The organism is Secundilactobacillus odoratitofui DSM 19909 = JCM 15043 (assembly GCF_001434895.1).
Classification (GTDB): Bacteria; Bacillota; Bacilli; order Lactobacillales; family Lactobacillaceae; genus Secundilactobacillus; species Secundilactobacillus odoratitofui.
This window is the reverse complement of sequence record NZ_AZEE01000029.1, coordinates 84,558-101,256: the sequence shown is the minus strand read 5'-3', so window position 1 is coordinate 101,256 and position 16,699 is coordinate 84,558. Positions and strand designations below refer to the sequence as shown.

Here is a 16,699-nt window from a genome sequence, read left to right as displayed (position 1 = left end):
GCTGTGGGACCGGGTTCAACCGCTTGGCGTTTTCACCCTCGAACCAGAGCCCGAAAAGCAGGTCTCTGATTCGTCCAATGATGTAAGGGTGAAGTAACCCAAGAAGAAAGTACACTTCTTGCGCCACTTCACCCTAACATCATTTTTCACTGCCACCACCCGCCAACCAGTCTGCTTCTGGCACTACGGCTACATGCTGAGTAATAAGTTCTTTTGAAGTTAACGCAGAAGATAACGATATGAGTGATGCTGTAACGAAAAAGAACTGATTTTAGCATTTTGTAACGAGAACGGAAGGTAACGCGGTTTTTCAGTTGCAGTGACAAGTTCGAGTTAATGCTTCAGCATTTACTCGAACTGGACGTTTGTGAGACTTCGGGCTTTGAAGGCTCACAAACGAGGCGGAAGACACGGTGACGTGGCTGAAGCCGGTCCCACAGCAACTGAAAAACCGCGTTACCTGGAGTGGTAGTGGCAGTTATAAACTTTATCTTGGTAATTAAAATGGCATAATTGCAGACCAACAAATTAGAATTATCGGTTCCAACTTGACAAGCAATCTAGGCGTCAGTTAAACTGTATTCAAAAGCATATTATATGACGTATAATATTACAGGAGGTGACAACGTGGCAATTCAGGTGAGTTCAGAACTACTAGACGGTTGTGTGTTAGCAATTTTGACGGATCAAGACTACTACGGTTACGCATTGACGCAACGGGTTCAGCAGGCAATTAAGGTTTCGGAATCGACGATGTATCCGGTGCTGCGACGCTTAAAGAAAAACGGTTGGTTGACTACTTATGATGAGCCATATCAAGGGCGAAACCGACGTTATTACCAAATTACAAGTGACGGCCGCGCACATTTAGCGGAGATTCGAACCGATTGGGTCACGTTTAAGGCCGGAATCGATTCAATGATGGGGGATGAACAAGATCATGGATAAGTACATGCAAGAGTTTAAGAGTTATCTCAATCAACTGAGTGATCACGAATTTAGTGAAGTCGTTGATTTTTACATGGAATACTTACAAGACGGTGGCTTTGAGACATACGAAGCCTGTGTGGCGGAGCTGGGTACGCCGAAGCAATTAGCGCGTAAAGTACTCGCAGATTATTCCATTCGGTTGTTAGACGCACCCGAAAAAGAAAAGGCCACGATGCGTAGTCGGGTGCAACAGTCAACGACTCAGGTGCATACCATCTGGTTGATCGTGTTGGCAATTTTATCAACGCCACTCACGATTCCGTTGGGGATTGCAGTGCTCGCGACGCTATTTGCGGTTTTCGTGGCCGGCGCAGCAATTGTCTTTAGTATTGTGGTGACCATTATTGCGTTACTATTCGCTGCCGTAGTTGTGCTTGGTATCGGGATCGCTATTATCGGGCAGTCTTTAAGCACGGGATTGTTTTACATCGGTGGTGCCATCGCATCACTTGGTCTATTTTTAATCTGCGTACCAGTAATCAACTGGTTCATTCGGGGCGTAATTCACGTCACACTTAGCTTTAGTCAGTGGCTTTACAGTAAGCTTAACCGGAAAAATCGAGCGGAAGAGAGGCGTGACCAAAAATGAAAAAGACATTTATTATCGGTGTTATCTTATTAATCGTTGGCGGTGTGTTACTTTCAATCGGTTTGGGTAAGGGCGGTCTGAAGTCAGTCTATTGGGATGACGGTTTACACGTTGATGCTAAAGTGAGTCAATCAAAAAACATTAAATAGGTCAAAAAAATTAAAGTCACGGGTGGCGACTTCGGTCCAATTTTGATTCATCGAGGTAGCCAAGCTAAAGTGACAGTACGTAGTAGTAAGAGTGCCAGGATTAGCATGACAGTTTCCGGCGACGAATTAACGATTTCAGGTCATTCTGCTTCGGGACTGTTGCTTGGTGAACTGGATTATAGTGGCAGTCAACCAGTTGTCGAAGTGACAGTGCCTAAACGGACTCAACTGCAAAACGTTAGTGTAGATGGGCTAACCGATACGCGCTTAGAAGACTTAGCACTTAAAGACGTGACGATGGGTGATGGTGACTTGCGATTGACGCGGGTGACGGTCTCTGATCATTTACGCAGTAAGGCAAATTCATACGGTGACCTGACACTACAGGACACGACGATTGATAAAGGTTTTGAAGCTGATACAGCGGGTGACATCACCGTTACTGATAGTCAATTTAAACAAAAGTCGACAACAGTTCATTCCAGTGATGGTGATATCTATTTGCGTGGTAATCGTTGGCAGAGTGCTGATATTACGGCCGATGATGGTGATATCAATTTAGCTAATGAAACGGTTGCAACTCAAATGACAGCCAGAGCCAATGATGGCGGCGATATTAACGCCGGAATCACGCCGACTAAACGAACGGTGATTCGTGCCAACGCCAGCGATGGTGACGTTATGATTTACGGTAAGAACCAGCAGCAGTACGGCCAAACCGGTCAAAACAAAACGGTTTATCAGTTGTCTAGTACTGATGGTGATGTAACTGTTAGAAAATAGTATTATTTAAAAACCAACCAAAAAATCCCGTCAACAGCAATTACTGTTGACGGGATTTTTGGCGTTAGCTGCTGTAATAATGCCTTACATTATAGACATGTCAAGCTTCTACCGGCACCATTTTTAAATCAGTGTGATCTTCCTTGACCACAGCGTACAACACTTCAGTGTGGTGTTCGTTAACATAGCCTAAGTTAACGGCAGGGTAACCATCAATTTGCTCGATACCCTGAAAGCGGTCGATGACGGCCCGCTTGATGATATCCATGGTTTCTTTATTCTCATCTGCCTTTTTAACCGCGGCCACTAGCGTGAAACCTTCGTTAATAAAGCTATTAATCATGAACACACGCATCAAAGTACCATAGGTATATTTACGATTCTGGCCAGGGACTTTCTTACTTTCAATGTAACCCTTTTGTTCCCAGTAGCGTAATTGACTTTGTGAAACGCCGGTTGCAGCGGCCACATCGCCAATGCCCATGTGCCAAGTCATATGGCGACTCATAGCGGATAATTTTTCGTGATCTTCAGTATTCACAAACTGCCTTCTCTCATCAAAATATAATTGAAACGGTTTTCTTTCCCGGTGTTAACCGGTTTAAGTTGTTAAATAAAGTGACTATTTTAATACATTTCGTCATGAACAGTATATATAATTAAATAACTTTGTCAAGATTGTTGACAAATAACTTAAAAGTTATTATAGTTATTCTCAGTCATTAAAATGAATTTGAAGAAAAGAAGGTCTTAGTAAGTGAACAAAGCGGTTGACGTCAATGGAAAACCGTACAGCCGAGCAATGATGATCGTTGTCTTGCTCATTGGGACATTTTGTACAGTTTTAAACCAAACAATTTTAGCAACAGCCAATCCAACCATCATGGACGCGTTCAACATTAACACTGCAACCGTTCAATGGTTAACAACCGGATTTATGTTAGTTAATGGGATTATTATTCCGATTAGTGCATGGCTCAGTACTCGATTCAACACCAAGTGGTTATACGTGAGTGCCATGACTGTCTTCTTCGTTGGGACAGTGATTGCCTACGTTTCACCAAACTTCGGCTGGTTATTAACCGGTCGTTTGATTCAGGCCGTTGGTGTGGGGGTTACCATGCCTTTGCTTCAAACAATTATGCTGTCAATTTTTCCACCAGAGCGTCGTGGGACTGCCATGGGGTTAGCCGGTATCGTTATCGGACTAGCACCAGCCATTGGCCCGACACTTTCGGGGTGGGTGATCGATACTTGGACTTGGCGTGACCTGTTCGGTATGATCATTCCAGTTCTGGTCTTGGTTTTAATTGGTGCTTTGATTTTCATGCGCCCAGTATTACCTACCAAAAAGGAAAGCATCAGTGTCTTATCAGTTATCCTATCAACAATTGGGTTTGGGAGTTTACTTTACGGCTTCTCAAGTGTTGGGAATGACGGCTGGGGTAGTGCCAAAGTTATTGGCTTCCTCGCTGTCGGTGTCATTTTTGTTGGGATTTTTGTCTATCAACAACTTCACATGGAAAAACCATTCTTGGAATTCCGCGTTTATCGTTCAATTCCATTCGCCGTTTCAGCTATCTTGAGTTCCGTTTCAATGATGGCCATGGTCGGTGCCGAAATGATCATTCCATTGTACTTGCAAATTGTTAAAGGTATGTCAGCGTTCCACTCAGGATTAACCCTGTTAGCAGGGGCCTTGATGATGGGGGTTATGAGCCCAATTACTGGTCGCGCTGTTGACCGTTACGGTGCTCGCCGTCTCTCAATCATGGGGATGTTACTCTTAACGATTGGTTCTGTGCCATTCATCTGGATCACTAAGGATACCCCAACTGCCTACATCGTTCTGTTATACGGTGTTCGGATGTTCGGGATTGCCATGGCCATGATGCCAGCAACAACTGTTGGTATGAACGCCTTACCTGTCCACTTGATTGGTCATGGGACCGCTGTTAACAACACACAACGTCAAATCGCTAGTTCAGTCGGGACTGCCATTTTGACCAGTGTTTTAACAAACGTGACGACTTCACATAAGCCAGCTCACCACTTGTTAACGAGCAACCCATTGCAATATAAAGATTCATACATCAACGCAACTTTGACTGGTTACCACGCTGCCTTTATCATTGCAGCCCTCTTCTGTGTGGGCGCTTTGATTACCGCCTTCTTCATGAAGAACCGTGGTCAAGCAAGCGACTACCCAGCAGAAACTCAATCAACAAAGGTAGGTGACAACCAGTGATTGTAGCCTTAATCATTATTTTTACGGTTTTAGCTTTCATGGCATTTATTTACATCGAAAACAAAGCCATTAGCAACACTTTGACGATTTTGACCATCATTGGTCTGTGTGTGTCGAGTTACTTTGCCGTGGCAAACTGGAAGAACCACTATGGTTTAGAAAAGTACACCACTACAACGACTCAAACTATTTATAGCGCCTCACCAAAGATGGACATGGTTTTATACCAACCAATCGGTACGGCTAACAAGCACCAAGTCTACGTTTATAAAACGAGCAAGGATGCTAAGAAGACCACCCATACACAAACCAGTAGCGAGACCTTTAATAAAGTGAAGACGACTACCGGCAAGACACGGATGGTGACCACCGTTACACGTTGGCGTTACAAGAGTAACGCTGCCAAAATCTGGTTTGCCTTTACCGGCCAGAACCACAAGTTCATTAAGCGGACCAACACGATTTATGTGAACAAAAATTGGTTAGTGCTTAGCGCGCAACAAGCTAAGGCACTCCAAAAGCAAATGAAGAGCAAGACTTACCAAGCTCAGCTTAAAACTGAAGGTGCCGCCTTCATCAAGAAGGGTATGATGGCCGCAATGACCAAGAACCCATCTATGACGACTGCCCAACAGGCCAAGCTCCAAAAACAACTTCAAGCTCAGTTCCAGGCCCAAGCAGTGGCTAAGCTCGTGAAGTCTGTTCAAAGCAAATAAGTCTTAATTGATTAGAAGGATTATTCGGTACGATTAGAGAGTCGTACTGAGGAAGAGGCCTCGAACTTTTTGTTCGAGACCTCTTTTTGTATGCATTTGAAACTCGTGGGCGATTGAAAGTTAGACCGATTGTACTTCCAAACTACTGCCGCCTCCGGCCGCCAGCAGACTGGTTGGCGGGAAGTGGCTGTGGGACCGGGTTCAAACGCTTTGCGTTTTCACCCTCGAATCCGAGCCCAAAAGACAGGTCTCTGATTCGTCCAATGATGTAAGGGTGAAGTAACCCAAGAAGAAGTACACTTCTTGCGTCACTTCACCCTAACATCATTTTTCACTGCCACCACCCGCCAACCAGTCTGCTTCTGGCACTACAGCTACAACGAACAAACTTTAAATTTAACACTGTACTGTTCGTCGATTGATTGTCTTCCATCAGGTTCGTTAATCAAAGTGGTTAAGCAGATTTACTGAGATATAAGGGTCAATTAATGAAAGACTATAAATAGAGCTAGTACGTACAGCTTTTAAACTGGAACGTTAATTATAATTAATAGAAATCTTGAACGCATTATGTAACGACAACGGAGGGTTAGCGACCTTTTCTGGCTGCAGTGATAAGTACGACTTAGCGCGTTTCGCGCTTAGTCGTACTGGTGGACGGTTATGAGACCTGAACTTTGGGCTCATAACCGAAGCGGAAAACGCGTAGCGGTTGCAGCTGGTCCCACAGTAGCCGGAAAAGGGCGTTAGCCCGTAGTGAAAGTGGCGGCATAAACTAATTTTCCTTAATTTGAAGTAGCTTGATTGCAGCTGGTTCCGCAGCAGCCGGAAAAGGGCGTTAGCCCGTAGTAAAAGTGGAGGCATAAACTAATTTTCCTTAATTTGAAGTAACTTAGTTGCAGCTGGTCCCACATCAGTAAGAAAAGGGCGCTAACCCGTAGTGATAGTGGACACTAAGCTGTGCATTTGAGAGTTAATTTGATCGATGGCAAGCATTTTCCAAAAGGTAAAAAAGTTGGTACACAATAATTTCAACCCCTAACTTTCCGAAAAATCAGCTTTTTTCACAAATTACTATCGTATTTTCAACAAAACGTTAAAATTCCCAAGAATATTTCTGAAAAAGAGGTCAATTTTGGCTGACGACTTTTGCTAATGTAAGGGTGTGCAAAGGCACGAACTGTTCAGGGTATGAATTAATGGGGTACCCGAATAGTCAATTTGATTTTATATTTGGGAGGAATTAATCATGGGAAGAGGTACTAAGAATCTAGCAAAAGGTAATCAGAAACGTGCGTTGTTGCAAAATACAACGTCACTTCATTACAAGATGTATAAGGCAGGACGTACCTGGCTTTTCGCTGGTGTTGCAACCGCTTCACTTGGTGCGGTGTTATTAGGGGCACCAACCCAAGCACATGCGGCAACTGATCCGCAAACAACAGCAACAGCGGAAACACCAACGACCCAAACCGGGGATACCACGCAACAAGCTGCGCCAACTCAGGACGCAACGACAACCCAGGCTGCGCCAACCCAAGCAAGTACGGCAACGGCTGCCAACGTGGTGCAACCAAGCAGTGACGAAGCACAGTACACGGATACGACCGGTGCCGAACAAGCCGGTCAATCTGGTGATGTACTCCAATCTGGTGCAACGCAACTTGATACCAGCAACATGGAAGGTAAAGCAACTGCCCCAGCCGGTACCACGGATGTGCCAGATACTGAAGGTGCCGTAGTCAAAACAAACTTGTTTGGTAGCGGCTTAACCAGTCATGCTGAAAACAGTTCCACCGCTAACTTAGGTGAAACAACCGATGGCGCTAACTATAGCGAAAGTAAGGCTAAGGATAAAATCAATAGTGCCAACGCTGCAACAAACCGAACAGCCGGTGAATACGGTCACGTCTATGACGCCGTAGTACCAGACGTTTCAGTTGGTAAGCCTGGTACGACAACGGCCGGTAAAAACGACGACTTGGACATGGTGATTGGTTCAGGCGTGATTGATAATATCGATACCACCGTTGACCAATTAAGTGACCAAGGTGCAGTTAGTTCGGATGCTCAAAACCTACAAAAACGTGCAACCACACTGTATGCCAACGTTAACAGTGATGGTATCGACGTTTCGTTAGTCGGTAGTGGTCAACAAGGTGCTACCTTTGGTATTCCAAAGAACCTTAAAGAAGGTTTGACGATTGGTGGCCTCGAAGTGATTCAACAAAACTCCGTTGGGATCATCGTCAAAAACCGGACAACTGGGGAAGTTTTCCAAATCGTGAATGCGGATTACGGTAACCAAGATACAACTGGTAACATTGCCAACAACACGCACCCAGAATATGCAGTTGGCCAACAAATCGATGGTCAAGCAGTTTACACCGCTGTCATGAACGGTGACTGGATGAAGAAAATCGTCGAAGCTGTTACCACTGGCCTATCACAAGCCAGCGACATTTCTGGTGATATTGGGACGTTCTTAATTGGGAACGGTAAATCATTGCTTCCATCAAGTCTGTCAAGCTCAGTTCAAAGTATTATTCAAAATCCACTGAGTGCAGTTACAGCTGGTCCTGGTATTCTGGCTTCAATTGCATCATTACCAAGTCAATTTAACGTTGATTCAATTAAGAACATTGGTGCGAGTGGTGTCGTTGCAACCTTGGTTGATCTGCTTAACATGTTAGGCGTTGATACCACCGACTTTAACACGGTGTACCAAGCTCAAATCAAACAAATTAACGATTCCATCACTGATATGAACGCTTTCGGTGACAAGTTGATGAACGAAGGGGTCAAAGAATCACTACTGATGCCTGCTGAAATTAAAACTGATTCAGCTGGTAATGATATCATCAGTGTGCTTTCTGACGAAAACCTATCGACAGCTAATGGGATTACCAACATGGTTAACTCATACCTCACTGGCTGGACTGAAGGGATTGGGAACGCATTAGATGCAGTGTTCACTGGTAACCAAACCATCATTGCACCCGATGCCAATGATCCAATGCACAAATTTGACGGCAAAACACCACAGGAAGTGTTAAACGCTGCCATTGCCAGTGCTGATGGTGCTGGTGGATTAGTTGCCCAATTCGCACAACCAATCATTGAATTCTTCTTGAACTTAGCTTCTCAAGCTAACACTGAAGCCATTCAACCAGTGATTGAAAAGATTTCTAGTTTTGCAACTAACGGTTTAGGCCAAGCAATTTCAAAGGCTATTGACGGCGCTGTTGGTGGGATGTCACAAGTTGTGGCCGTACCGGTTGAGTACAACGACCCATCGTACGTCAGTCAAGCCAACGGTCAAGACGCTGCACCTGGCCAATTTATCGGTGAGACTTTCGATACCATCTCGAAATTATTTAACCAAGTGCAAAAGAGCTCGACAACCATCGCCTATCAAAACGTTGATAAAACACAATTGAAGGCCTTGATTGCTAAGGGAGCACCAGTGGGTTCAACGATTCCACAAGACGTGACCGATTACGCTTACGAAGTTGATAACAACGTTAATGCGTCACAATATGACGTGGACGATGCCGTTCGTAAGTTAGGTGGCCACATTATTGACCAAACTAAAGTCGGCAACCTTGCGCTAAACGCCGTGACAGGAACTACTAAAGCTGCTTCAGCTGACGCAGCGATGCCTGATGCCAAGACTGCACTGAACACGGCCTTGAAGGCTGCTACTGCTGCAACATCGAAGAGTGATGACAGCAAGTCTGGCGCCATTTCAAATGGCCAAGCCGACCTTGATTTGACGGGCTTAACAGCTGACAACTTTGCAATCACAGCACAAGCTGATCAACCAACGGATGGTCAATCATACGTTTACGACTTCATCTATAACGGTACTGGTGCTGACGCGGTTGCCCAATCATTGACGAAGCTAGCTGGTAACACAGGCACTAACTACTTGTTAGTTGATCCTTCAGTTACTGATACTGGTGTTAAAGCCACCATCACGTTAACGAAGTCAGATGCAACTTCTCAAGTTGCTTACACGGTACAACCTGCCGATGATCAAGGTGTTGCCCTTGCAGGCACACAACCATCAGCTCAATTAACTGGTACACCGGGTGAAAAGGCTGATACTTCAAGCCTAGACCAGACTGTAACGGTGAAGGATGCCAATGGTACGACAACTTGGGTTAAACCAGCGACAACGACTCAAGTTATTCCAAACGCAGCTGGAAACGTGTTGATTCCATATGAAAAACAAAAACCAACGACTGACACACCAACAACTGACAGTCAAGTGGACTACAAGGTTGAGCCAGTGGATGAAAGCATGAACGCACTGGCTGACCCAGTGGCAGCTTCTGGACTTGCAGGCGAAGTAGCTGATACTTCAGGCTTAGCTGATAGTTACAAAGATGCTAAAGGGAAGACCTGGTATAAGCCAGCGCAATCACAATTAGCAAGTTACATGGTGCCAAAGGCTGGCGGTATTTTACAAGTGCTGTATACCGACCAAGATACAACTGGTGACGATACACAAACGCCAGATACGACTGGCTCAATTACCATTACTGACAATGGCGATGGCACTTGGACAATTCATTATCCAGATGGCAAGACAGAAATTGTGACGCCTGGTGATCACACTGGTGACACGACAACTGAACCAACTGGAACTGATAACAACGGTGGTTACTTCATTATCAACCCAGACGGCACCATTACGTTTGTTGATAAGAACGGTAAGCAACTTACCTTAGACCCAAGTAAATTTGGTAATGACGGTAAGCCAATTACGGTAACCATCAACAATAATAACAACAACACGAATACCAACGATAACGGCAACGGTAATGGCCAAAATGGCGGTACGACTGGTACTACCACTGGTGACACTGACAAACCGGTTACCATTGTCTTACCAGGTCAAGACGGTAAGAGCACCGGCATTACAGTTGAAAAACACAGTGATGGCAGCTACACCGTTCACTATCCAGATGGGTCAAGCGAGACCATTAAAGCGGGTGACAATGATACGCATACCACGCCTGCTGGTGGCACCTTCGTTGTGAACCCAGATGGGACGATCACTTTCACTAATCCTGATGGCACGACAGCAACGGTTGATCCTAACAACACCACTTCTGGTACCACTGAACCAGGTAGCAAGATTACAAACATTGTCTTGCCAGGGACTAATGGTGCGGATGGTAAGGATGCTGGCGATCAAACGTTGATGATTGAAAAGACACCAAACGGCGACATCGTTCTCCACTTACCTGATGGCACAACTCAAGTGATCAAACCAGGTGATACTGGCACGTTGCCAAACGGTGCAACCTACGTGGTTAACCCAGATGGTACAATCACCTTCACATTACCAGATGGCAAGACCTATGTGGTTAATCCAGAAGATGGTCAAACCACGCCAACAACTACGCCAGGAACTGGTGTGACCGGTGCCGTTGATACAGATGGCGATGGCATTCCAGATAGTTTCGAAATCACTTTAGGTCTTAACCGTGAAAACGTTGATACCGATGGTGACGGCGACACTGATTTCCAAGAATTGCTTAACCACACTGATCCAAAAGATCCGAACTCTAACTTGAAATCACTCACTAACAAGGGTGATGGCGACGGTAGTAAGGATGTCAATGTGACGGTTAACGTTAACGGTAATGGTGCTGGCCAAACGGATGGCACAACGACTGAAAACGCGGCTAAGACACAACCAATCGTGGTGGTTGTTCCGGGTCAAACACAAAAAGGCATTACTATCGATAAGGGTGCTGACGGGTCACTGACCTTGCACTTCCCAGATGGTAGTTCACAAGTGATTCAGCCAAATGATAACGGAACGCACACCAACCCAACTGGCGGCACGTTTGTGGTCAACCCAGATGGTACGATCACCTTCACGAACCCTGATGGTAGCACCTACACCATTGACCCAACTAACCAAACGGGTCACAGCACTGATCCAACTAGTCGCACGACGGTCGTTGTTTTACCAGGGACTAAGGGTGCTGACGGCAAGGATGGTCAATCACAAGTTGTGACGGTTGAAAAGACCACTGATGGTAAAGTCTTCCTTCACTTGCCAGACGGTACGACAAAGGCGGTTGAACCAGGCGATAAGGGTGATTTACCAAATGGTGGTAGCTACGTTGTGAACCCAGATGGCACGATTACCTTTACTAACCCAGATGGGACGACCTACACCGTTGATCCAAGTGATGGCACTACCAACAACGTTTACGTCAACGGCGGTAACGGAACTGGCGCAGACAAGGATTCAGACGGTCTACCAGATGCCCTTGAAATCAAGCTTGGTACTAATGGTGACAACGCTGATACCGATGGTGACGGTGATTCAGACCTCAAGGAAGTCCTCAATGGGACTGACCCATTAGATCCAAATTCTAACCTGAACTCACTTAAGGGTGGTACAACCACCACGACTGGTAAGAATACAGTTGTCTTCTTACCTAACCCAGATGGGAATGGTGGTATCCTACTCAACCTTGAAAAAGCACCAAATGGCGACATTATTCTGCACCTGCCAGACGGTACTTCACAAGTGGTTAAACCAGGTGATAAGGGCGACTTACCAAACGGTGGTAGCTTCGTGGTCAACCCAGATGGCACGATTACGTTTACTAACCCAAGTGGCTCACACTTCACAATCGACCCATCGAAGGGTAGCCCAATTCAAGGTGGCACTACGACGGGTAACACGACTGACAGTAACAACGTAAACAGCTACAACACGACGAATAACTACTACGGCCAAGACGGCGCCAATGGTGGTAGTCAAACCACCACGATTGTCTTACCAAAGGGTGAAAATGGTCAGGGTGGTACGATCACCTACACTAAGCAACCTGATGGCACGCTAGTACTAGGCTTACCAGATGGTAATAAGACCGTTAAACCAGGTGATACTGGTACCTTACCAAACGGTGGCACTTACACAGTTGGCAAAGACGGCTCACTGATTATCGTGAACCCAGATGGTGATCAAACCACTGTTGACCCAAGTAAGGGCAGCGCTGCTGGTAACACCTACATTACGAATAACTACTACGGCGATGGTCAAGGTAGCGTTGGTAATGGTAGTCAGACGACAATCGTCTTACCAAAGGGTGAAAACGGCCAAGGTGGTACGATCACGTACACCCAGAAACCTGATGGCACACTCGTTATTGGCTTGCCAGATGGCAACAAGACTGTCAAACCAGGAGACACCGGTTCATTACCAAACGGTGGCACTTACACGGTTGGTAAGGACGGTTCACTGATTATCGTGAACCCGGATGGTAGCCAAACGACGGTTACACCAGATAAGACTGGCGCAGCTGGTAACACGTACATTACCAACATCTACTATGGTGATGGTAATGGTGAGCAAGGCAAACACACGGTAGTGATTTTACCAGGTAAGGATGGCGCAACAACTGCTTTGACCATCACGAAGAACCCAGATGGCACGATCACAATGACTACGCCAACTGGCAGTCAAACGGTTAAACCGGGCGATAAAGGTACGTTACCTGATGGGACAACCTACGTGATTAACGAAAACGGTACAATTACTTTCACAACGCCAGCTGGTGATACTGTGACTGTAACGCCTGAAAACGGGTCGAACAACCCTGACTCGGTGGTTGTGAACGTCCACGTGACAGATGGTACCGGGGATAAGACTGGTAACTACAGTGTGACCGAAAACGGTAACGGCACGGTTACGATTGCCTTCCCAGATGGCTCAACCCAAACTGTTAAACCAGGTGATAAAGGTCAAGTTCCAGGCGGTGGCACTTACACCGTGACAGATCACTCAGTGGTTGTAACCTTACCAAACGGTGGTAGCTTCACGGTTAACTTCAATAACGGTGGTAATGGTGGAACAACCACTACGACCACGCCAGGAACCGATGGTGGGACAATCACTACGACACCAGGCACTGACGGTGGCTTAACAACCACTACAACGAACACGAACACCAACACGAATACCAATACTAACAATGGCACGGATGGTGATACTACGTCACAAACGACGACTACAACCACGACGCCAACTGATAACGATGGTACGGTAGCCGGGTTGACTGATAACGATACTACCGACGCAGGGACTGCAGTTGGCAACGATAAGGGAGGTGATGCGGTAACGGCACAAGCAGCAACTGGAACTGATACGGCTGCTGATGGTACTGTGACTGATAAGTCGTCAGATACAACTCAAGGCAAGAAGTCTGCTGATTTACCACAAACCAATGAACAGCCCACAGAAGGTTATGCGGCACTCGGCCTCCTTGCTGGCATCTTGGCACTGTTCGGTCTAGCCGGTACCACTAAGCGGAACCGTAAGTTCTAACTAACATCCTTTTTCTAAATGTTGAAAAGTGGTCGATACCTAACAAGCCAAGTTAGTTTGGCTACCTTTCAGCGAAGTGTTACTGATACGAATGAGTATCAACTTCGTTTAAATTTCTCCCTCAAGTAATTTAAACAAGAACCCCCCGAGCATGGGACAACATGCTCGGGGGGTTCTATTTTTGATTAAGCAAAATTTGAAAAGTCACCGCTAAAGGCTTTTTCTCGAACGGCATGAACGTTCAGTTGAATGATTTGGATGAGATCATCCAGTTCAACTTGCTGATCATTTTCTAGCCAGTCCGTTAAAACACCTAAAAAGCCGTATGCAGCAAAATTGACGATAAAGGCATAAGCCGGAACGTTTTGATCTAAATTCTCAATCTGAAGTACTCGATTCGTGAGTAATGTCACGATTCGTTTCAGCACTTCAATATCCTTTCCCTGTCTGGTTAAAATATCAAACAATCGGCGATTATCAACAACATAGGTAATGAACTTTTTAGCCATGGGTTCAAAACTACCTGATGGTTCTGGCGGATAGAGTTCAGTAAAAATGTCGTTGAGATGCTCAATTGTCTCAGTCACCAGTGAATCATATAAGTCATAGACATCGCGATAGTGGAGGTAAAAGGTGCCACGACCAATATCGCTTGCTCTGGTTAGTTCTGCAACAGTAATTTTATCTAATGGTTTTTCTGCCAGCAGATCTAAAAAAGCTGTCCGTAAGTGGCGTTGCGTTTTTAAAGTGCGACGATCTGTTCGGTGGTGCGTTTGAAACCCCATGATAAACTCCTCCAATTGCTTGAGTTATCGTCAGTTTCTCCCTCAAAAAGGTGAACAATATCAGGCAATCTGTTAATTAATGACTACATTAGCAAATGTGAATATTGATTCGCCTTTATGTCTCTATTATATTGAAACTATAGGGAAAAACAACTAATGGGGTAAAATTAATCTATAAAATTTAGGGATTTTTTTATGACTTATATTTAAGTTGCTGGGGATCGATTGGGAGTAGTGATTTTTATTTATCTGGGGGGATAAGTGTGGATTATAGTGGTTTCTTTGAGGCGGATGTCCAACTTAAGTTACGGATGGTACAACTGATGATTCAAGTTGAATATCCTAGGATTCGAATTACGCAAGTAACTGACAAATTAGGCTTATCGCGATATAAACTGAATAAGTTACTGACGGAATTATCTGCTGATTTAATTTCAATTGGTAAGTTGGAACGGCCAATCGAGGTTTCTGCAAAGGAAATTGAAAATCCGCAGTTTGATATTTCAACGTTCCAGATTTTACAATTATGGTATTTGAAGCAATCGTTAAAATATCAAATATTTGAATATGAATATCTTAACAGTCATCAATCAACCCGTAAGCACTTTTGGAAGACCCATTATAGTAGCCAAGCACGTTACTACGTTTTGCGAACTGAAATCGACGAGCTACTAGCTGAAGACGTGAGAACGCTGAATCGGTCCAATTCAATTCAACTTCAGCCGGAATTAGTGATGCGAATTAGCCTGACTAACATTTATTACCACTTTTTTGGTGGCGTAGAAGAACCGTTTCCAGAGCTCAACCAAGTGACATCGCGGTTTTTGAGTTTCTTAATGATGACACTTGGGTTGTCGCTGACACCTAGCGAGCAGTTGAAGCTCCGGATTTTTTTTCAAATTCAAATAAAGCGCATACAAGACAGGCGAAAGCTGAATTTAAGACAACTTATAAAACTGGAAAACAGTGATGAAATTCAACTCGTCAAAAACTATTACGCTAAGCATGTGTCGTCGATTGAAGAGGCTGACCTTGATTCTGAAGTTGGGTATTTATTTTTGTTTTTGAGAAGTCAGGATTTAATGACGTCAATGCCAATCAAAATAACGCCGGTGATCCTCCAACAATTTGACCGGGCAAGTTCAGCGTTCAAATCGATTTTAGTCAAAACGCCGTTGCTCAGAGAGTCAGAGTTATCAGCGCATGAATTGGAGCGTCTAGGAAATAAGTTGAGTGAAGTGAGTCACTGGCTACTGTTTGTTGATTTTGACTCAGCACAATCGTCGGATCATTTGGACGTTTCAAAACTGACCGCTAATTTCCCGGGTCAGGTACAACTTGCTGAGCAGTTGACGACAAAAGCAATCGATATCTTTAATCTAAAGCCTAATTCTGTGATTCAAGACGAGTTAAAACGTTCGTATCTTCAGGTTTTGATCGATGAGGTTCATGCCTCTGTTTTGCAGTACTCTGTCACCATTTGTATTGATTTTGTGCAGAGCAAAGTACCCTTGACCTACTTTTCGAATCTGATTGCGTTTTACCTTGGTGGCGGCATCAAATTTACCAGCCAACTCAGTCAGAATGTCGACGTTTATTTGTCAGACACCTTTGTTGCTAGTATTCATGGCATACCACAAATCATCTGGCCGGAACCACTAGAAGTGTCAAATTGGGAGAAGTTAAGAGAAGTGATTGCAATGGTTAAACGACAAAAAGTCCAACATGTTGAGGCAACGGCTTAATTTGTGATAATACGTCATGCCATCAATTAGTTTTATTCAGGGGTTGACTTTCTGATGGGAACTCGGTATTATGTGGACATAGTTAGAAAACGATGAGACGCAAGGAAGCCTTGAGGATGAGGCTGAAGCGATTGGTTTAAGAGAGCGTGGCTGGTGAGAACACGTCCAATCCTTCAGCGGAAAGTTAAGGTGGAGCGATCGGTTCTTGTTTAAGGAATCGTGGTTGGTGGCCATTAGCCCACTGCCGGATGAATACGTCCGGCTGAGTCGGTTGCGCAAGGCAACCGAAATTAAGGTGGTACCGTGCGGAAGCGCCCTTAAGCAGAGATGCT

The 16,699-nt window shown here is 45.0% G+C and carries 10 protein-coding genes; 8 read left to right on the top strand and 2 right to left on the bottom strand.

Annotated elements, in window-relative coordinates:
• Nucleotides 1–627 precede the first annotated feature (627 nt).
• The 4 genes from FD04_RS08595 to FD04_RS08585 are packed head-to-tail and all read left to right on the top strand — an operon-like array spanning nt 628 to nt 2,511.
• Nucleotides 628–948, top strand: a complete 321-nt coding sequence (locus FD04_RS08595) for a PadR family transcriptional regulator (RefSeq protein ID WP_054700379.1) — start codon at nt 628–630, stop codon at nt 946–948.
• Entirely contained in the window at nt 941–1,579 is a 639-nt protein-coding gene (locus FD04_RS08590; protein WP_054700380.1) for a DUF1700 domain-containing protein, read from the top strand. Before FD04_RS08595 ends, FD04_RS08590 begins: the two co-directional genes overlap by 8 nt.
• On the top strand, nt 1,576–1,728 hold the full coding sequence (locus FD04_RS12465) for a hypothetical protein (RefSeq protein ID WP_156660431.1): 153 nt from the start codon (nt 1,576–1,578) through the stop codon (nt 1,726–1,728). Before FD04_RS08590 ends, FD04_RS12465 begins: the two co-directional genes overlap by 4 nt.
• Before the next feature lie 42 nt (nt 1,729–1,770).
• Nucleotides 1,771–2,511 (top strand): DUF4097 family beta strand repeat-containing protein, encoded by a 741-nt coding sequence (locus FD04_RS08585; protein ID WP_252898771.1) that lies wholly within the window; start codon nt 1,771–1,773, stop codon nt 2,509–2,511.
• Between the two features lie 100 nt (nt 2,512–2,611).
• On the opposite strand, the gene FD04_RS08580 is transcribed toward FD04_RS08585, so the two are convergent.
• Nucleotides 2,612–3,052, bottom strand: coding sequence for a MerR family transcriptional regulator (locus tag FD04_RS08580; RefSeq protein WP_054700383.1), 441 nt, complete (start codon nt 3,050–3,052; stop codon nt 2,612–2,614).
• Between the two features lie 216 nt (nt 3,053–3,268).
• On the opposite strand from FD04_RS08580, the gene FD04_RS08575 reads away from it, so the two are divergent.
• The 3 genes from FD04_RS08575 (at nt 3,269) to FD04_RS08565 (ending at nt 13,837) form a co-directional block, all read left to right on the top strand.
• Nucleotides 3,269–4,759 (top strand): MDR family MFS transporter, encoded by a 1,491-nt coding sequence (locus FD04_RS08575; RefSeq protein WP_056948304.1) that lies wholly within the window; start codon nt 3,269–3,271, stop codon nt 4,757–4,759.
• Nucleotides 4,756–5,475 (top strand): DUF4811 domain-containing protein, encoded by a 720-nt coding sequence (locus FD04_RS08570; protein WP_054700384.1) that lies wholly within the window; start codon nt 4,756–4,758, stop codon nt 5,473–5,475. Before FD04_RS08575 ends, FD04_RS08570 begins: the two co-directional genes overlap by 4 nt.
• A 1,249-nt stretch (nt 5,476–6,724) precedes the next feature.
• Entirely contained in the window at nt 6,725–13,837 is a 7,113-nt protein-coding gene (locus FD04_RS08565; RefSeq protein WP_056948301.1) for a KxYKxGKxW signal peptide domain-containing protein, read from the top strand.
• Nucleotides 13,838–14,022: 185 nt separating this feature from the next.
• Here FD04_RS08565 and FD04_RS08560 read toward each other — a convergent pair whose 3' ends face one another.
• Nucleotides 14,023–14,622 (bottom strand): TetR/AcrR family transcriptional regulator, encoded by a 600-nt coding sequence (locus FD04_RS08560; protein WP_056948299.1) that lies wholly within the window; start codon nt 14,620–14,622, stop codon nt 14,023–14,025.
• A 263-nt stretch (nt 14,623–14,885) separates the two neighbouring features.
• On the opposite strand from FD04_RS08560, the gene FD04_RS08555 reads away from it, so the two are divergent.
• On the top strand, nt 14,886–16,367 hold the full coding sequence (locus FD04_RS08555) for a hypothetical protein (protein WP_056948297.1): 1,482 nt from the start codon (nt 14,886–14,888) through the stop codon (nt 16,365–16,367).
• The last annotated feature ends 332 nt before the right edge of the window (nt 16,368–16,699 follow it).